Genomic DNA, 17784 nt, shown 5'->3' on the forward strand with positions numbered 1-17784 from the left:
GAGATGACATGACCATCGTTGAAGACGGCGTCTCGAGCGTCTACGCCGCACCCGGGTCCCGCGGGTCGGTCGCCGAGTACCGCAGCCGCTACGGCCACTACATCGGCGGGGAGTTCGTCGAGCCGATCAAGGGCCAGTACTTCGAGAACATCACCCCGGTCACGGGCAAGCCGTTCTGCGAGGTCGGTCGGGGCACGAGCGAGGACATCGACCGCGCCGTGGATGTGGCGTGGCAGGCGTTCGAGAGCTGGAAGAAGACGACACCCGCCGATCGCGCGAACATCCTCAACAAGATCGCCGACCGCATCGAGGCGAACCTCGAGAAGATCGCCGTCGCCGAGACGTGGGAGAACGGCAAGCCGGTGCGTGAGACGCTCGCCGCCGACATCCCGCTCGCTGTCGATCACTTCCGCTACTTCGCGGGGGTCCTGCGGGCGCAGGAGGGCTCGCTCAGCCAGATCGACGAGGACACCGTCGCGTACCACTTCCACGAGCCGCTGGGCGTGGTGGGTCAGATCATCCCGTGGAACTTCCCGATCCTCATGGCCACCTGGAAGCTCGCCCCTGCTCTCGCCGCCGGCAACTGCGTCGTGCTGAAGCCCGCCGAGCAGACACCGGCATCCATCCTCTTCCTCTTCGATCTCATCGGCGATCTTCTGCCGGCCGGCGTCGTGAACATCGTCAACGGCTTCGGCATCGAGGCGGGGGCGCCGCTGGCGCAGCACAAGCGCATCCGGAAGGTCGCCTTCACGGGTGAGACCACGACGGGCCGGCTCATCATGCAGTACGCCTCGCAGAATCTCATCCCGGTGACGCTCGAGCTCGGCGGCAAGAGCGCGAACATCTTCTTCGAGGATGTGGCACGCGACCGCGACGCCTACTACGACAAGGCCCTGGAGGGGTTCACGTTCTTCGCGCTGAACCAGGGCGAGGTCTGCACGTGTCCGAGTCGCGCCCTCCTCCAGCGCTCGATCTACGACCAGTTCCTCGGGGACGGCCTGGAGCGGGTCGGCAAGATCGTCCAGGGCAACCCGCTGGATCCCGCGACCATGATCGGCGCGCAGGCCTCGAACGACCAGCTGGAGAAGATCCTGTCGTACATCGAGATCGGCAAGGCGGAGGGGGCCAAGCTGCTCGCGGGAGGAGAGCGCGTAGATCTCGGCGGCGACCTGTCGGAGGGCTACTACGTCGCGCCGACGGTGTTCGAGGGCCAGAACAGCATGCGCATCTTCCAGGAGGAGATCTTCGGTCCGGTCGTGTCGGTGACGAGCTTCGAGGACTTCGACGACGCCATCCACACCGCGAACGACACCCTCTACGGGCTCGGCGCCGGGGTCTGGAGCCGTTCGGCCGACACGATGTACCGCGCCGGGCGCGGTATCGAAGCCGGGCGCGTGTGGACGAACACGTACCACCAGTACCCGGCGCACGCGGCCTTCGGCGGATACAAGCAGTCGGGCATCGGACGCGAGAACCACCTGAAGATGCTCGATCACTACCAGCAGACGAAGAACCTGCTCGTCTCCTACGCCGACGGGCCGATGGGCTTCTTCTGAGTCAGGCCCACCGCGCCGGGGCATGTCCCCCTTCGCGCAGGCCCACCGCATCCGTGTCCCACTTTCTGCAGGAATCAGGGGTGAAACCTGCGGCAAGTGGGACACGGGATGCGGGAAGTGGGACATGAAGGGAAGGGGAGAGGGATGGACGAGGCACCGATCGAGCGGACGGCCGAGCGCGTCGCGGTGACGGATGCGGCCGCATCCCTGCTGGCGGAGTTGACCGCGCAGCACGGACCGCTCATGTTCCACCAGTCGGGCGGATGCTGCGACGGCTCCGCACCCATGTGCTACCCCGTCGGAATGTTCCTCATCGGGCCGAGCGACGTGCGACTCGGCGCGCTGCATGTCGCCGACCTCGCACCCATCGAGGTCTTCATGTCCGAGTCGCAGTTCGAGTACTGGAAGTACACGCACTTGACGATCGATGCCGTTCAGGGGCGCGGTGCCGGATTCAGCGTGGAGTCGCCGACAGGCATGCGGTTCCTCATCCGTTCCCGGATGCTGGATCCCGCCGAACTCGAAGCCTTCGGCCTCGCGGCGCGGTGATCAGACGCCGACGCGCTCGCGCGCGGGGGCGGGGGTCACGACGACCTCCGGGTCAGGATCGCGGCGGAAGATGATCTTGAAGATGGGGAAGAACACGGCGCACGAGATGAGGGCGTTGATGAGCATCGTGACGACGTCGGCCAGCGCCTCGCCCGTCGCGCCCATCGCCCAGACGGTGATGAACAGGTCGTAGACCGGCGCCTTGTAGAAGCCCTGCAGGGCGGCCGCGCCGAACGTGATCACGACGTAGGCGAGCGTGTACCAGAGCGCCGCCCACCACGGGTTGCTGTTGGACTTGAAGGTGATGGTGCGCTGCGCGAAGAAGTTCACGACCTGCGCGATCGCGAGCGTGAGCTGCACCGCGAGGAAGTAGGCCAGGCCGCCCCCGCCCGCCGGAAGAGCGCCGGCCGCGTAGTCGAAGATGAAGTAGTCGGAGCCGATGGGCAGCGCCTGGAATCCGGTGTCCACGAGCGGCGTGAGGGCGAAGACGGCCTTGAACACGGGCATCAGCACGAGCTGGAGCACGGTCATTCCGACGTTGAGCAGCGAGAACACGATCAGCTGCGCCCACGTGGGGCGGGCGTCGGCGAAACGGGTCCATCCCCGTCGGATTCCTGCGAACATCCGTGGCTCCTTCCGAGGGCTCCGCCGCGCACCTGCATCCCGGTCTCGCGCGACGAAGCCGCAGGGAGTCCATCAGGCCGGAGAGCCTCCGACGTCCACGGGCGCAGAATCTGTCGGTTCCGCCGCACGAACGGTCACCGACGAGAACGACGAAGGGATGCGACCCCTGCGGGCCGCATCCCTTCGTTCGTGTGAGTCGCGAGACTCAGGCGCAGAGCTTTGTGAGCTCGTCGGACGCCGTCTTGAGGCGCTCGCTCGAGGCCTGCACGTCGTCGTTGATCTTGGTGAGCTCGTCGAGCTTGGAGGGGTCGGAGCCGGCGGCGGCGAGGGCCGACATCGACTCGCCGATCGTCTTGTACTCGTCGGAGACGGCCTGCAGCGGCTTCTTCACGTCGGCATTGGTGATCTCGGCGAGGGCATCGTCGAGCCCCTTCTGCACCGTCTCGAACAGGTCGGTCGTGGCCTCGCTGTCACCGGAGGCCGCCGCCGACATCGATTCGCTCAGCTTGCTCTGAGCGTCGCTGAGCTTGTCCTGGGCGATGGAGCACGCCTCCTGGACGGACTGCGACGAGGCGCCGGCATCGCCGCCGCCGCCGTTGCCTCCGCCCGCGCAACCGGCGAGGGCGAGAAGGGCGATGGCCGAAAGGGCCAGGGGTGCGAGTTTGCGCATGAGGATCCTCCGTGTGCTGCGTGTGCGGACGTGGGTCCGCCCCCATCACGGAAGACGCCCCCGCTCTTCACGCTAAAGGGCCGCAGCCGCGCGACGTCCCCCCGTGAGAGGGATCTCATTCTGTGCTAAGGATCGACGTAGGCTATGGCGGTGGATACGACGCGCATCGCGGAGGCGATCGTGCGTCGCTTCGCCCGCCGCACGAATCTCATGGTCGCCTCGCGCACCGTGCGGGTCGACGCCTCGCCCGCACACCGCGCCGTCGCCGAGCGACTCACGGATCTGCTGCACGACCTGGGTGCGGTCGTGACGACGGGGTCGGCCGCGGATGCGGGGATGCTGCGGTTCGACTTCGCGGCGCTTCCCCCCGACGCGGATCCCACGGACGTGCCCGTTCTCCTGGGCGGTGCGCCGCTGCCCGAACGGCCCGATGCCGCCGCACGCATCGCCTTCGCCGCGGCTCACATGCCGGTCTCTGCCGCCCTCGCCGATCAGATCGACGTGCGCGGCCTCCGCATCGGCGTGTGCATGGTGCTCGAGCCGAAGACGGCCCAGCTGGCGCTCCTGCTGCGCTCTCGCGGCGCCGACGTCGCGGTCTACGGGCACCCCGACGAGACGGATGCGGCCGTCGCCGCGGCGCTCGCGGAGAGGGGGATTCCCGTCGACGGCGGCGCCGACCTGTCGGGTCTCGAGGAGCGTGCCGCGGCCGAGAGTTTCCTGCGCCGCGGCTTCGACATTCTCATCGACGACGGCTCGCACCTCATCCGCCTCGCCCACGAGATCGACCCCGCGATCGCCGCCTCCTGGATCGGTGCGAACGAGGAGACGACCTCGGGGCTCACGCCGCTGCGGCGCATGGATGTGGCAGGGAAACTGCGCACCCCGGTCATGGCCGTCAACGACGCCGCCGCTAAGACCCGGTTCGACAACCGCTACGGGACCGGGTTCTCCTGCGTCTTCGCGGTCGCGGATCTTCTCGATGAGCGCGGGCTGACGGTGCGCGACCAACCGGCTCTCGTCATCGGCTACGGCCCCGTCGGCGAGGGCGTCGCGGCATACCTGCGCGCCCTGGGCGCGAGCGTGGCCGTCGCCGAGGTCGACCCGGTGCGGGCCCTCACGGCGCGCCACGACGGCTATGCGGTCGGCCCCGCATCCGAGCTGGCGGACGGCGCGCTCGTCGTGTCGGCCACGGGCGTCGCCGGCACGATCGACGCGGCGATCGCCGAGCGTGCGGTGGCGGTCGCGGTCGCGGGCGGCGTGCCGGGGGAGGTGACGGCGGCCGCCGCCGCATCCGCTGCTCTCGTGCTCGGCGGTGGCGGAGCGGTGAACATCACCGCCGCCGAGGGCAACCCGATCGAGATCATGGACCTGTCGTTCGCGGTGCAGCTCGCGGCCCTCGACCATCTGCTGCGCACCCGCCCAGGCGTCGGTGTGCATGCCCTCCCGTCCGAGATCGACGACCGTGTCGGCCGTGCGGCGCTCGCCGCCCGCGGCGTGCGGATCGACGAGCGCACCGCTTCCGCCGGTACGGATGCGGACTGGCGCTCGGCCCGCTACGAGGAGACCCGCGGATGAGCGTCGTGCTGTACTCGGCCGATCTGGTGCTGCCCATCACCGCGCCGCCGATCCCGCAGGGGGCGATCGCCGTCAGCGGCGGCCGCATCCGCCACGTCGGCGACCGTGACTGGGTGCGTCGCGAGCTCACCGCCCGCGGCGCCTCGTTCACCGAGGTGCACTGGCCGGGCGTGCTCCTGCCGGGACTCGTCAACGCGCACTCGCACCTGCAGTACACGGGCATGGCCGAGGTGGGACGCGGCAGCTACGGCGGCTTCGAGGACTGGGCGGCGGCCTTCGACCCGGTCTACGAGCGCGGACACGACTGGAAGGCGGACGCGGACGCCGGAGCGCGCGCGGTGATCGAGGCGGGCACCACCGCTGTCGCCGACATCGTCACCGATGCACCCGCCGCCGGAGTGCTCCACGACGCAGGCTTGCACGGCATCACCTACTGGGAGGTGATGAGCTGGACGAACGCCGACTGGGCGGCGACCGGCAGAGCGCAGGTCGAGGCGGCGCTGGACGCGCTTCCCTCCCCACCCGGCACCGGGCTCTCACCCCACGCGCCGTACTCGCTCGACGTCGAGCCGCTTCTGGAGATCCCCGACATCGTGCGTGAGCGCGGCGGCCGCATCCATCTCCACCTCGGTGAGGCCGCGTTCGAGCGCGAATCGGGCGCTCCGCATCCGACGCCGTGGCAGGAGCGCCGCGCCGGCAGCTTCCGCGAGCTGCGCGGGGACGGCTTCGGCACGGGTGCGACGGAGTTCGTCGACCAGCTGGGTGTGCTCGGACCCGACTGCCACATCGCGCACGGCGTCTACATGACCGCGCGCGACCGCGCGCTGCTGCGCGCCCGCGGCACCTCGGTGGCGCTGTGCCCGCGCTCCAACGCGGTCATCGGCCTCGACGAGCCTCCTGTGGCCGCCTACCTCGCCGAGGGCAACGGCATCGCCGTCGGCACCGACTCGCTCTCCTCGAGTCCCTCGCTCGACCTGCTGGCGGATGTGGCGGCGCTGCACCGCATCGCCAGGGCGCAGGGCTACTCCGACCGCGGGCTTGCGGCGCAGCTGCTGCGGGCGGCGACCCTCGGCGGCGCGCACGCGATGGGCATCGACACGGGCCCCGATCGCACCGGCTACCTCGCGGTCGGAGCTCTCGCCGACCTCGCCTTCCTCGACATCCCCGTGACGACGATCGACGACACGATCGAGCACCTTGCCACCGACGGCGCCGGTCATGCCGCGGCCACCGTGATCAGCGGCGGGTTCCGGCACACGACACCCTCCTTCACCGAGCACACCGGAGTCAGCGCATGAGCACCCGTCCCGCCACCGCCGTCACCCTCGATCTCGCCCCGCATCCCGAGGGCGGGTGGTTCCGCCGGATGTGGACCGCGACCGCGGGCGTGGAGACGCCCGCGGGCCCGAGGCCGGCGGCGACCTGCATCCACTACCTGCTGACCCCCGGCGAGCACAGCGCATGGCACGTCGTCACGAGCGACGAGATCTGGCTCTGGCACGGACCCGGAACCCTCGAGCTGAGCTTCGGGGGCGACGGCGACCAGCCGATCGCCGAGCGCACCGTCACCCTGGGCTCCGACCTCGCGGCCGGACACCTCGCGCAGGTGACGGTGCCGGCCGGCGTGTGGCAGTCGGCCCGCCTCGGGGGCGACGCCGAAGTGCTGGTGAGCTGTGTCGTTTCGCCAGGTTTCAGCTTCGAGGACTGGCGACTCGCGCGTGATTTAGGCTGAGCGCGGCGTCCGACACAGCAACCCGCCGACGCCCGACCCGACACCCCTCTTCCTGCTTGGAGTCCCCGTGATCACGACCTCCCGCCTCCGGCGTCTGACCCTCGGCACCGCCCTCGGCGCCGTCGCCGCGCTCGCCCTGACCGCCTGCGCCTTCGCGGGGGAGTCCGCCCCCGCCGCATCCGAGGACGGATCGCTGCCCACCCTCACCGCGGGCAAGCTCACCATCGCGACGGGTGAGCCGGCCTACGACCCCTGGATCGTCGACAACGACCCCTCCAACCAGAAGGGCTTCGAGTCGGCCGTCTCCTACGCGCTGGCGGAGAAGCTCGGCTTCTCGGCCGACGACGTCGTGTGGGTGCGTTCCACGTTCGACAGCGCGATCGCGCCCGGACCCAAGGACTGGGACCTCAACATCCAGCAGTTCTCCGTGACCGACGAGCGCAAGCAGGCCGTCGACTTCTCGTCGCCGTACTACACGACCTCGCAGGCCGTCGTCACCTCCGACAGCTCGGCCGCGGCGAACGCGACCACGATCGACCAGCTCAAGGGGTACACGGTCGGCGTCATGAGCGGCACGACCAGCTACACCGTCGCCGCCGAGGAACTCGGCACCGACAAGCTCAGCGTCTTCAACAACAACGACGACGTCGTGCTCGCGTTCCAGTCCGGCCAGATCGACGCGTTCGTCATCGACCTGCCCACCGCTTTCTACCTCGCGAACGCAGAGCTCGACGGCGGCAAGATCCTCGGCCAGTTCGCCGACACGACCGGCGGCGACCAGCTCGCCTACGTGCTGCCCAAGGGCTCGGAGCTGACCGACCCCGTGTCGAAGGCGCTCGACGAACTCCGCGAGGACGGCACGCTCGACGAGCTGCAGAAGACCTGGCTCAGCGAAGCCGTCGACGTTCCGGTCCTCGGCTGAACATGACCACCACCGACGCCGCGTGGCAGCCGAGCGAGCTCGAGCTCGCCCGGCGCGCCACGCGGCGCCGGCAGTCCACGAGATCGGTGCTGATCGCGCTCGCCAGCACCGTCGTCTTCGTGGCCGTCATCGGCTACGCGATCGTCTCCAGCCCCGGCTGGGAGGACGTGCGCCGAAGCTTCTTCGACGTCGACATCGCGCTCGCCGCCTTCCCCTCGGTGCTCGCCGGGCTGTGGGTCAACATCCAGGTGCTGCTGGTCGCTGCCCTCGCGGTCGCCGTGATCGGCACCCTGCTCGCGGTGATGCGCTCGCTGCGCGGGCCGGTCTTCTTCCCGCTCCGGGCCCTGGCGACCGTCTACACCGACCTGTTCCGCGGCATGCCGCTGCTGATCGTGCTGTACCTCGTCGGGTTCGGCATCCCCGCTCTCGGCATCTTCGGCCGCGTGCCGGTGGTGCTCTGGGGCACGATCGCGATCGTGCTCACCTATTCGGCGTATGTCGCCGAGGTGCTGCGCGCGGGCATGGAGGCGGTGCATCCCTCGCAGCGCATCGCCGCCCGCTCGCTCGGACTCAGCCACGCGCAGACCCTGCGCATCGTCGTCATCCCGCAGGGTGTGCGCAAGGTCGTGCCCGCCCTCATGAACGACTTCGTGTCGATGCAGAAGGATGTGGGACTCATCTCCGTCCTCGGTGCCGTCGACGCCGTGCGCGCCGCCCAGATCCAGGTCGCCGCCACCTACAACTTCACCCCGTACATCGTGGCGGGGCTCCTGTTCGTCGCCATGAGCCTGCCGATGATCCGCCTCACCGACTGGGTCTCGGCACGCCTCGCCCGCCGTGAGCAGACCGGGGGTGTCGTGTGAGCGTTCTCGACGTCATCGGCGTGCGCAAGGACTTCGGCGACCACCAGGTGCTGCGCGGCATCGATCTGAGCTTGGCCCAGCACGAGGTCGTGGTGCTCATCGGCGCCTCCGGCTCGGGCAAGTCGACGCTGCTGCGCACGATCAACCTCATCGAGCGGGTTGACGACGGCCGCATCCTGCTGAGTGGGGACGACATCACCGATCCCACGGTCAATCAGGATGCGGTGCGCGCCCGCATCGGCGTCGTGTTCCAGCACTTCAATCTCTTCCCGCATCTGCGCGTGATCGACAACGTCACCCTTGCGGCGCGCCGCGTGCACGGGGTCCCGCGGGAGCAGGCGCGTGCGCGCGGCATGGAGCTGCTCGAGACGCTGGGCCTCGGGGCGAAGGCGCGCGAGTTCCCCGACCGCCTCTCGGGCGGGCAGCAGCAGCGCGTCGCCATCGTGCGCGCGATCATGACCGATCCCGAGCTCCTGCTGCTGGACGAGATCACGAGCGCGCTCGACCCGCAGCTGGTCGGCGAGGTGCTCGATCTGGTGCGCGAACTCAAGACCCGCGGCTCCACCATCCTGATGGCGACGCACGAGATGTCGTTCGCACGGGAGGTGGCCGACCGCATCGTGTTCATGCAGGGCGGCACGATCATCGAGCAGGGAACTCCCGCGCAGGTGTTCGACGCCCCGCAGCATCCCGAGACGATCCGCTTCCTCGAGCGCGAACGCCGTGGCGGCGCCCTCGCCTGACCCCGTGCAGCGCTGGGTTCAGCGGCCGAGGGAGAACAGGAAGACGAGCGCCAGCACGTAGGCGCCGACGAAAGCCGCCAGGATGAGCAGGCCCTTGAGTAGCTCCCGCTTCTGGCGCAGACGCCGACCGCCGGCGGCGACAACGGGCGGTGGGGTGAGCAGCGGAGGCAGCGGCTCGTCGGATGCGGTCTCCGGCAGCTTGTCATCACGCCAACGCGTCCATCGGTCGAGCTTCTGCGTGACGGCATCGACGGTGGTCATGAGCCACGTCCAGGTCGCGGGGTCCGTGGTGACCAGGGGACGCTTCCCGTACAGGAACAACCAGTCGTCGACGATCTCGACGTCCAGTCGGGCAGCATTATCGATGAGCCGCGCCATGATGTCCGGCGTGAAGAGGTAGAGCGCGTCGCGTTCGTAACCTTCGGGGCAGTACAGCGCGAAGTACTGGTCGAACTCGCCCTCGAGGCTCAGGCGCTGTTCAGGGCCGAGCGTGACGGGCAGGTTGGACTGACCCCACAGGCCGTTGTTGCCCAGAGCGTCGAGCACGATGTTCGGCAACGCGGTATCGAGCTTGATCGCCACGTAGCCCCAGTGGTACTTCGCACCCCGTTGGTTCGAGTAGCGGTAGTTCGCGAACTCGACGAAGCGGCCGCTTTCGCGGCGCAGGACGGGGAAGGCCGCGCGGAACTTGCCGCGGTGGAAGATGACGCCTGGAAGGTCGCGGTCGATCTCCTTCCACTCGTTGACGAGACCGTTGGACCGCGCGAACATGTCGGTCCGGTACTTGAAGACCCGGTGCCGCTCGAATGCCTCGCTGTACGACTTCCATCCGCCTGCAGCGAGTAGCAGGGCGCCGAGCAACGGCAGCACTCCCCACAGCAGTGTGAACTCGAGGGACTCTCCCACGAGACCGACGAAGATTGCGAAGAGCGCGAAGGCGGTCCCGCCCACCCCGAGCAGCATCATCACGTTGCCGAGGGCTCCGTCGTCTGGCCCCGTCCTGGTGGGATTCCTGCGGGTGAACTCCTTCAGCTCGGCGGGGTCGACGGGGGCCGTGAGCGGCGTCGTGTCGAGCGTCATCGGTTCACCGCGTCCGCATCCCACTGCAGCGACGAATCCGCGGGCAGCGGGAGGGCTTCGAGCGCAGGATCCGCGCACAGGGCCTCGATCAGCGCCGCGTCGCCGCCGATGATCGTGGAGTCGAAGTCCACCTCGGTCGCCAGCACCCACGACCGATCCGACGGCCACATGAGCGACGGGGACGCGGCGAACTGCGCGAATCCGGCCCGCTCCATCTCCGCATCGCGCCAGGGGACCTCGTGCGGCCAGGTCGGATCGGCGAAGACGTCCAGCGGGCCCCAGAACAACACGTAGTCGCGGCCGGGCAGCGACAACCGTGGCCCACGCGAGACGCCGTCGTCGAGGATGCCGGGCTGCCAGCTCTCCTTCGCATACGGGCGGTTGAAGGGGTCGTGCATCGCGTGGGCGAGCATCTCCTGGTGGCGCTCGAGGTCCGGCTCATCGGACGAGGAGGAGAGGAACGCCCGCGACGGTGCGATCCCGAGATGGCCGACCAGTCCGCCCCATCCTTCCCACACGGCGGCGTACCCGACGGCGGTGCCGCGGGCGGCGAGGTGTCGGCCGATGGCGGCGAGGGTCGCCGCATCCAGCTCGCCCTCGCGCGGGGCGTCGTACTCCCACCCGTCGTCCGAGCGCGTGCGTGCCCCGTAGACGGGCCCGTCCACCGGCGCGCGGCCGACCAGCGCGCCCCACTGCGCCGTCGGGTGCAGTTCGGTGCCGAAGGATGCGGCGGCGTCGCGCCACCGGGCAGCCTCGGTGTCGATCTCCGGCTGGGCATCGGCGAAGGCGTCCCATGCGCGGCGGTGCTCGTCCTGCGGAAGAGGCGGCCACGCCATCCCGACCGGACGCGACCGCGTCGTCGGATGGAACACGCGGGCATAGGCGGCGAAGCCGCGGGGGACGACATCGTGCATCGTCCCCTGCCATGGATCGTCCGTCCGTTCGCGCAGCCAATCGCCGACAGAGACGTCCGGGGTCCACTCCATGCCGCCACGCTACCGGCCGCGATCAGGCCCGGATGCGGCGGCGAGCCGCATCCGCTAGACTTCTGAGGTTGTCTGGATACGTCTGTGTCCCGGCACGTGCATTACACCCTCCTGCTGCCGGGAAGTGCCCGGCAGCCGTTCTAGTCCGAAGGAGGTGGGTTAGTGACGCACTCGCACCAGTACGAGCTCATGGTCATCTTCGACCCCGAGATCGACGAGCGTCAGGTTGCCCCCAACCTCGACAAGTTCCTGAAGGTCATCACCAACGATGGCGGTTCGGTGGACAAGGTCGATGTCTGGGGCCGTCGTCGTCTCGCGTACGAGATCCAGAAGAAGTCCGAGGGCATCTACGCCGTCGTCAACTTCGTCGCCACCAGCGAGGCCACGCAGGAGCTCGACCGTCAGCTGAAGCTGAACGAGTCGATCCTTCGCACCAAGGTCCTCCGTGCCGAAGAGGCGATCGCTCAGGTCGCCGCCGAAGCCAAGCGCTCCGAGGAGAAGGCAGCCCGCAAGGCCGCCGCTCCCGCGAAGGCAGCGAAGGCTTAAGGCTCATGGCCGGCGAAACCGTCATCACCGTCGTGGGTAACCTCACGGCCGATCCCGAACTGCGTTACACGCAGAACGGGCTCCCCGTCGCGAACTTCACGATCGCCTCCACGCCGCGCAACTTCGATCGCGCGTCGGGTGAATGGAAGGACGGCGAAGCGCTGTTCCTTCGTGCATCGGTGTGGCGTGAGTTCGCCGAGCACGTTGCGGGCTCGCTGACGAAGGGAAGCCGCGTCATCGCGACCGGCCGCCTGAAGCAGCGCTCCTACCAGGACCGTGAGGGCAACAACCGCACCTCCATCGAGCTCGAGGTCGACGAGATCGGCCCGAGCCTGCGCTACGCCACCGCTCAGGTGACGCGCGCGGCCGGTGGCAACAGCGGTGGTGGCGGCGGACAGTCGCGCGCCCAGGTCGCCGACGAGCCGTGGGCGACCCCCGGCTCGCCCGCAGGCGGCAACAACACGGCGAACGGTGCCGACGCATGGGGCGCCCCCGGCGCCTACGGCGACGACACCCCGTTCTGACAACACACTTCTTTTAAGGAAACAACATGGCTGGAAAGTCGAGCGGCGACCGCCGCAAGCCGCGGAAGGGCGCGAAGAACGCTGCTCCCGCGAAGGCGATCCGCGTCGGCGTCATTGACTACAAGGACGTCGCCACGCTTCGCAAGTTCATCTCGGAGCGCGGAAAGATCCGCGCCCGTCGTATCACCGGTGTCTCGGTGCAGGAGCAGCGTCTGATCGCCCGCGCGATCAAGAACGCCCGTGAAATGGCGCTCCTGCCCTACGCTGGCGCAGGCCGGTAAGGGGTACCGACATGGCAAAGCTGATTCTCACGAACGAGGTCACCGGGCTCGGTAGCGCCGGTGACGTGGTCGAGGTCAAGAACGGGTACGCCCGCAACTACCTCATCCCTCAGGGCTTCGCTGTCGCGTGGACCCGTGGTGGCGAGAAGCAGGTCGCGTCGATCCGCGCCGCCCGCGAGGCTCGCGCGATCCACGACCACGAGGACGCCGTCGCACTGAAGAACGCTCTGGAGGCCGACAAGGTCAAGCTCACCGTCAAGGCGGGCGCTGAGGGTCGTCTCTTCGGCTCGGTCAAGACCGAGGACGTCGCCAACGCCGTCAAGACCGCCGGCATCGGCGAGATCGACAAGCGCAAGGTGCAGTTCACGTCGCCGATCAAGTCGGTGGGTGTGCACGAGGCCACGGTTCGTCTGCGCGACGACGTGACCGCCGTGATCTCCCTCCAGGTGGTCGCCGCGAAGTAACGCCTTCTCAGGCATGCCGGATGGCGGGGAGTCGGTGAGACTCCCCGCCATCCGCCGTTTCCACCCTCAGATCCGAGCGTGACGGCGGCGGGCGATGAGCGCGATCAGCGCGCCGAGCCCTGCCAGGAGGAAGGCGCCGAGCGCGAGGCCCGCCACATCCGCTCCGCCCGTCATTGCGAGCGATCCGTCAGCCGCCCGCGCATCAGCGCTCACGACGCCGGTCACCGCGGCGGGGTTTCCGTTCGCACCAGGCGTTCCCGGGGTTCCGGGGGTGCCAGGCGTTCCGGGGGTGCCAGGCGTGCCGGGGGTGCCGGGGGTACCGGGCTCACCGGGGGTTCCGGGCTCACCAGGCGTGCCGGGCTCACCAGGGGTTCCCGGGGTGGTTTCCGGGTTCTCGGTGGTCGAGTCGCCGGTCACCGAGATGGCGTTGCCGCCGAGGGTGATCGGCGCCGTGATGGGCAGGCCCAGCTGCGTGCCGCCGAGGATGCCGTCCTCACCCGAGGTCAGCGCCGGGACCGTGCCGCTGCCGGTGGGAGCGACCGTTTCGGCGTCGGTGGAGGTGCTGTCGCCCGTGAGCGAGATGGCGTTGCCGCCCGCGGTGACGGGAGCAGTGATCGGAGCGAGCACCTGGCTGCCGCCGAGGATGCCGTCCGTACCGTCCGTCGTGGCTCCGTCGGCGCCGCTGGAGCCGGTGGTTCCGGCAGCCGTGGTGGCATCGGTGGTGGTGCTGTCTCCGGTGAGCGAGATCGCGTTGCCGCCGACGGTCACGGGAGCCGTGATCGGAGCGACGGCCTGGGTGCCACCCAGCACACCGTCCGTGCCGTCCGTCATCGCGCCGTCGGTGCTGCCCGAACCGGTGGATGCGGGCGCCGTGGCGGCGTCACTGGTGGTGCTGTCGCCGAGCAGCGAGATGGCGTTGCCGCCGACCGTCACCGGTGCGGTGACGGGGGCGACGACCTGGGTGCCGCTGGCGGTGCCATCGGACCCTCCGGTCATCGCGCCGTCCGCGCCGTCGGATCCGCTGGTTCCTGCGGCGGTGGTGGCATCGCTGGTCTCGCTGTCGCCGAGCAGCGAGATGGCGTTCCCGCTGACGGTGACCGGTGCGGTGACGGGTGCGACCACCTGAGTGCCGCCGGCGACGCTGTCGGTGCCGTCCGTGGTGGCGGGCGATCCCGCATCCGACGTCGGCGCGGCGGGAGCCGTCTCGGCTCCGGATGACGTGCTGTCACCGGTGAGCGAGATGCTCGTGCCACTGACGGTGACGGGGATCGTCACATCGACCAGCGCCTGGGTGCCGCTGGCGATCCCATCGCTGCCGGATGTCTCGTTCGAACCCGTGCTGGGCGTGGGCGCAGCGACCTCGGTCGCCGCATCCTGCGACGCGGAGTCTCCCAGGAGGGAGACGGCATTGCCGCTGACCGTGACGGGCACCGCCACGTTGATCAGCCCTTGGGTGCCCGAGAGCAGGCCGTCCTGCCCGTCTGTCTCGGCCGCGTTGGCGACCGTTGCTCCGGCGATGGCGATGCCGCCGCCGATGAGCGCTCCGAGGAGCACTCGCTTTGCGAATGTACGCATGATTCTGTCTCCTGATTGATCGATTCGGACCGCGCGGAAGCGCGGATGCACGCGAGCGTGCAGGGATGTGTCGCGTGCGGGACGCGACCCGAATCGGTCAGTCGGGGGCGACGTCGGTGTCGAAGACCGGCGAGGAGGGAAGATCATCGTCGCCGTCGCGGGGGGCGACGGCCGAGCCTGCGGAACCGGGCCATGCGGAGCTCTCCACCCATCCGAGAGCGGAGCTCAGCGAGCCGGACGAGGAGCCCGAGGAAGACGACCCGGAGGGCGCAGAGCTCTCCCAGGGAACGGAGTGTCCGGGCAGCGGCGGTGCGCCGAAGAGATCGAGGCTGTTGACGGACGCGGCTGCACCCGGCGTGGCGAACGCGGCTCCGCCGGTGATCGCGTATCGCGCGTCCGCCGTCAGCGCGCCTACCAGGGCTGCGCTCGCCGCCTCTTGCGGTGTGAGCGGGGTCGAGAGGGCGCCGTCGGTGCCGGGTAGCGGGGTGGTCGGCAGGAGGCCGCCGTTCGTCGGGTGGTCGGGCGTGCCGACCACGGTGTCCACGGCGTCGTCTACCGAGCCGATCACGCCGGGAACGGCACCAACCACACTCGGAAGGTCGATCGCGCCGATGACGTCGGAGACGACGGGCACTGGCTCCACGATCGCCCCGACCCCGTCGACGACAGGCTGCACGACGTCGGTGACGACGGGTTGCACGATTTCTGTCACGACGGGTTCGACAACGGGCTGGAGATCCGGGACGACCTCGGGCACGTAGGCGACGGTGTCCGCCACGGTCGTGGTGACGGTCGAGACGGTCTGCGAGGCCGCATCCGTCACCGGGGCGACGGGCGGAAGGATGTCGCCGACCGCGCCCGTGGTCGCGCCGACGAGGTCTGACGCCGCGCCTGTGACGCCGCCGACGAGCCCGATGAGGCCGCCGCGATCGTCGTCGTCCGCGTGCGCGGAGGAGGTGGAGGTCAGCACGGCGACGCCCGCCCAGAGCAGGCCGACACCGGCGGCGAGCAGGAGAATCCGGCCCGCGCGTCGCGATGTTCCGTTCACTGACTCGTCCACGTCACCCCCTGTGCGTCATCGGCAGGGCCAGTTGTGCCCGGCAACTTACTGGTGGGCCGGCGTGTCGCAGGGGGGCTTGCGCAACGGCGGAAAACGTGGCAGCCGGAGTCGCGTCGAACAGGTCATCGAGAGGCTGCTCCTGTGCACAACTCGGGTCGTTTCGCAACCTTAAAGCAGGACTTCAACCACATGACATTCCGCAGGTGTGGGTAACAGGAAAACCCAGATCAAGCGTTCGAAAACTGGCGTGTCGGAGCGAGGGTTATCCACTTATCCACAGTGCTCATCCACAGGGTGCGCGGCGTTTCGCGCAATTTCCCCACAGGGTTATCCACAGGGTCGTTTGCGTGGGAAATGGGCCGACTTTAGCGTGGGGGAGGCTTCAGAGCCGGCCCGAGAAAACGGCCCCGCGCGCGTCAGGGGAGACGCAGTGTCGGAGGCGGGTGATGTGCTTACGCATCGTCCCGTTTCCGTGTGCGCGGGTGCGCGTAGCGCGGGTCGATCACGTTCGAACAGCGACGCCTTTCGGCGCCAGAGGGGAGTGTGGGCACTCGTGTCCATCGCCGACATCCCAGCGGACCGCCTCGAGCCCCGACGCGAGTACGAACGAACGCCCCCGCACGACGTGCTCGCCGAGCAGAGCACCCTGGGCGGCATGCTCCTGTCGAAGGATGCGGTGGCCGACGTCATCGAGAGCCTGCGCGGTGCGGACTTCTACGTTCCCAAGCACGAGCTGATCTTCGAGGCCATCCTCACGCTCTACTCGCACGGCGAGCCGACCGACGTCATCGCCGTCACCGACGAGCTCATCAAGACCGGTGATCTGCAGCGCGCAGGTGGAGCGGATTACCTCCACACGCTCACCTCCATCGTGCCCACGGCGGCGAACGCCGGCTACTATGCCTCGATCGTCTCGGAGCGTGCGCTGCTGCGTCGGCTCGTCGAGGCGGGCACCCGCATCGTGCAGATGGGCTACGCCGGTCAGGGCGAGGCGACCGAGATCGTGAACTCGGCTCAGGCCGAGATCTACTCGGTCACCGGCGCCGAGACCACCGAGGACTACGTGCCCCTCACGACGGCGGTGGATGCGGCCGTCGAAGAGATCGAGGCGGCCCGCGGTCGCGACGGTTCGATGACCGGTGTGCCCACGGGCTTCGCCCAGCTCGACGAGCTGACCAACGGCCTGCACGGCGGTCAGATGATCGTCGTCGCCGCCCGCCCCGCCATGGGTAAGTCGACCCTCGCGCTCGACTTCGCCCGTGCGGCCGCGATCAAGCACAACATGCCGGCGATCTTCTTCTCGCTCGAAATGGGCCGCAGCGAGATCGCGATGCGCCTGATGAGCGCCGAAGGGGCCATCCCGCTGCAGAACATGCGCAAGGGAACCCTCGACCAGCGCGACTGGACCACCGTCGCCGCCACCCGCGGCCGCATCAACGACGCGCCCCTGTACATCGACGACAGCCCCAACATGACGCTCGTCGAGATCCGCGCCAAGTGCCGCCGCCTGAAGCAGCGCGTCGGGCTCAAGATGGTCATCATCGACTATCTGCAGCTGATGACCAGCGGCAAGAAGGTCGAGTCGCGCCAGCAGGAGGTCAGCGAGTTCTCGCGTGCGCTCAAGCTGCTCGCGAAGGAGCTGCAGGTTCCCGTCATCGCGCTGTCGCAGTTGAACCGTGGATCCGAGCAGCGCCAGGACAAGCGCCCTCAGGTGAGCGACCTGCGCGAGTCCGGCTCGATCGAGCAGGACGCCGACATGGTGATGCTGCTGCACCGCGACTCGGTGTACGACAAGGACGTGCGTCCCGGCGAGGCCGACCTCATCATCGCGAAGCACCGTAACGGTCCGACCGCGACGATCGAGATCGCCTTCCAGGGTCACTTCTCGCGCTTCACTGACATGGCCGCGGGGATGTAGCGGGGACTGTCCTTCGGGGCCGATCAACGGCCCAGAAGACCCGTGACCCTCTGGGGCATGGGCGAGGATGGGAGTGTTGGTGGCGTCGCTGCCACCTGTTTGCTCGCTCTACAGCA

19 protein-coding genes are annotated in these 17784 nt (G+C 69.1%); 13 read left to right on the forward strand and 6 right to left on the reverse strand.

The genetic code is table 11. The features are described from left to right. The first annotated feature begins 8 nt into the window (after positions 1-8). Together exaC and ACYVJS_RS07660 are read left to right on the forward strand one after the other, a co-directional pair. The gene (gene exaC / locus ACYVJS_RS07655; protein WP_460739256.1) at positions 9-1556 is read left to right on the forward strand and encodes an acetaldehyde dehydrogenase ExaC; all 1548 of its coding nucleotides are present in this window, start codon (positions 9-11) and stop codon (positions 1554-1556) included. Between the two features lie 144 nt (positions 1557-1700). Next, on the forward strand, positions 1701-2105 hold the full coding sequence (locus tag ACYVJS_RS07660) for a DUF779 domain-containing protein (protein WP_460739258.1): 405 nt from the start codon (positions 1701-1703) through the stop codon (positions 2103-2105). Here the strand turns inward: ACYVJS_RS07660 and ACYVJS_RS07665 are convergent, their stop codons facing one another. Further along, a complete protein-coding gene (locus tag ACYVJS_RS07665; RefSeq protein WP_460739260.1) occupies positions 2106-2729 on the reverse strand; it encodes a hypothetical protein in 624 nt (207 codons plus the stop codon). A gap of 205 nt (positions 2730-2934) precedes the next feature. Beyond that, positions 2935-3399 (reverse strand): hypothetical protein, encoded by a 465-nt coding sequence (locus tag ACYVJS_RS07670; protein WP_460739262.1) that lies wholly within the window; start codon positions 3397-3399, stop codon positions 2935-2937. Positions 3400-3549: 150 nt separating this feature from the next. Between ACYVJS_RS07670 and ACYVJS_RS07675 the strand changes: the two genes are divergently transcribed. From ACYVJS_RS07675 to ACYVJS_RS07700, 6 genes are all read left to right on the forward strand, one after another. Further along, positions 3550-4974: an adenosylhomocysteinase gene (locus tag ACYVJS_RS07675; RefSeq protein WP_460739264.1), complete on the forward strand. Its 1425-nt coding sequence runs from the start codon at positions 3550-3552 to the stop codon at positions 4972-4974. Further along, positions 4971-6272 carry an amidohydrolase family protein gene (locus ACYVJS_RS07680; RefSeq protein ID WP_460739266.1) on the forward strand — a complete coding sequence of 434 codons (1302 nt, stop codon included), beginning with the start codon at positions 4971-4973 and terminating at the stop codon, positions 6270-6272. Before ACYVJS_RS07675 ends, ACYVJS_RS07680 begins: the two co-directional genes overlap by 4 nt. Next, positions 6269-6706, forward strand: coding sequence for a cupin domain-containing protein (locus tag ACYVJS_RS07685; protein WP_460739268.1), 438 nt, complete (start codon positions 6269-6271; stop codon positions 6704-6706). Before ACYVJS_RS07680 ends, ACYVJS_RS07685 begins: the two co-directional genes overlap by 4 nt. A 67-nt stretch (positions 6707-6773) precedes the next feature. Beyond that, a complete protein-coding gene (locus tag ACYVJS_RS07690; RefSeq protein ID WP_460739270.1) occupies positions 6774-7628 on the forward strand; it encodes an ABC transporter substrate-binding protein in 855 nt (284 codons plus the stop codon). Positions 7629-7630: 2 nt separating this feature from the next. Beyond that, the gene (locus ACYVJS_RS07695; protein ID WP_307321328.1) at positions 7631-8491 is read left to right on the forward strand and encodes an amino acid ABC transporter permease; all 861 of its coding nucleotides are present in this window, start codon (positions 7631-7633) and stop codon (positions 8489-8491) included. Continuing rightward, the gene (locus ACYVJS_RS07700) at positions 8488-9234 is read left to right on the forward strand and encodes an amino acid ABC transporter ATP-binding protein (protein ID WP_460739272.1); all 747 of its coding nucleotides are present in this window, start codon (positions 8488-8490) and stop codon (positions 9232-9234) included. The genes ACYVJS_RS07695 and ACYVJS_RS07700 overlap by 4 nt, the downstream gene beginning before the upstream one ends. Before the next feature lie 18 nt (positions 9235-9252). Here the strand turns inward: ACYVJS_RS07700 and ACYVJS_RS07705 are convergent, their stop codons facing one another. Both ACYVJS_RS07705 and ACYVJS_RS07710 read right to left on the reverse strand, forming a co-directional pair. Then, positions 9253-10314, reverse strand: coding sequence for a hypothetical protein (locus tag ACYVJS_RS07705; RefSeq protein ID WP_460739274.1), 1062 nt, complete (start codon positions 10312-10314; stop codon positions 9253-9255). Then, on the reverse strand, positions 10311-11300 hold the full coding sequence (locus tag ACYVJS_RS07710) for a hypothetical protein (protein ID WP_460739276.1): 990 nt from the start codon (positions 11298-11300) through the stop codon (positions 10311-10313). Before ACYVJS_RS07710 ends, ACYVJS_RS07705 begins: the two co-directional genes overlap by 4 nt. A 189-nt stretch (positions 11301-11489) precedes the next feature. Here ACYVJS_RS07710 and rpsF point away from each other — a divergent pair, with 189 nt between their 5' ends. Genes rpsF through rplI form a run of 4 tightly spaced genes read left to right on the forward strand, consistent with a single transcriptional unit; the run spans position 11490 to position 13115 of the window. After that, complete coding sequence (gene rpsF / locus ACYVJS_RS07715; RefSeq protein ID WP_137419238.1) at positions 11490-11846, forward strand: 30S ribosomal protein S6; 357 nt, start codon at positions 11490-11492, stop codon at positions 11844-11846. Between the two features lie 5 nt (positions 11847-11851). Next, positions 11852-12370, forward strand: a complete 519-nt coding sequence (locus ACYVJS_RS07720) for a single-stranded DNA-binding protein (protein WP_234074055.1) — start codon at positions 11852-11854, stop codon at positions 12368-12370. Between the two features lie 26 nt (positions 12371-12396). Continuing rightward, entirely contained in the window at positions 12397-12651 is a 255-nt protein-coding gene (gene rpsR / locus ACYVJS_RS07725) for a 30S ribosomal protein S18 (RefSeq protein WP_137418536.1), read from the forward strand. Between the two features lie 11 nt (positions 12652-12662). After that, positions 12663-13115 (forward strand): 50S ribosomal protein L9, encoded by a 453-nt coding sequence (rplI, locus tag ACYVJS_RS07730; protein ID WP_137418537.1) that lies wholly within the window; start codon positions 12663-12665, stop codon positions 13113-13115. Positions 13116-13181: 66 nt separating this feature from the next. On the opposite strand, the gene ACYVJS_RS07735 is transcribed toward rplI, so the two are convergent. After that, the gene (locus ACYVJS_RS07735; protein WP_460739279.1) at positions 13182-14690 is read right to left on the reverse strand and encodes a hypothetical protein; all 1509 of its coding nucleotides are present in this window, start codon (positions 14688-14690) and stop codon (positions 13182-13184) included. Between the two features lie 97 nt (positions 14691-14787). Beyond that, positions 14788-15750 carry a hypothetical protein gene (locus ACYVJS_RS07740; RefSeq protein WP_460739281.1) on the reverse strand — a complete coding sequence of 321 codons (963 nt, stop codon included), beginning with the start codon at positions 15748-15750 and terminating at the stop codon, positions 14788-14790. A 553-nt stretch (positions 15751-16303) separates the two neighbouring features. Here ACYVJS_RS07740 and dnaB point away from each other — a divergent pair. Then, on the forward strand, positions 16304-17668 hold the full coding sequence (dnaB, locus tag ACYVJS_RS07745) for a replicative DNA helicase (protein ID WP_309734083.1): 1365 nt from the start codon (positions 16304-16306) through the stop codon (positions 17666-17668). Positions 17669-17784 lie beyond the last annotated feature (116 nt).

The sequence above is a fragment of the Microbacterium neimengense genome (assembly GCF_054782995.1).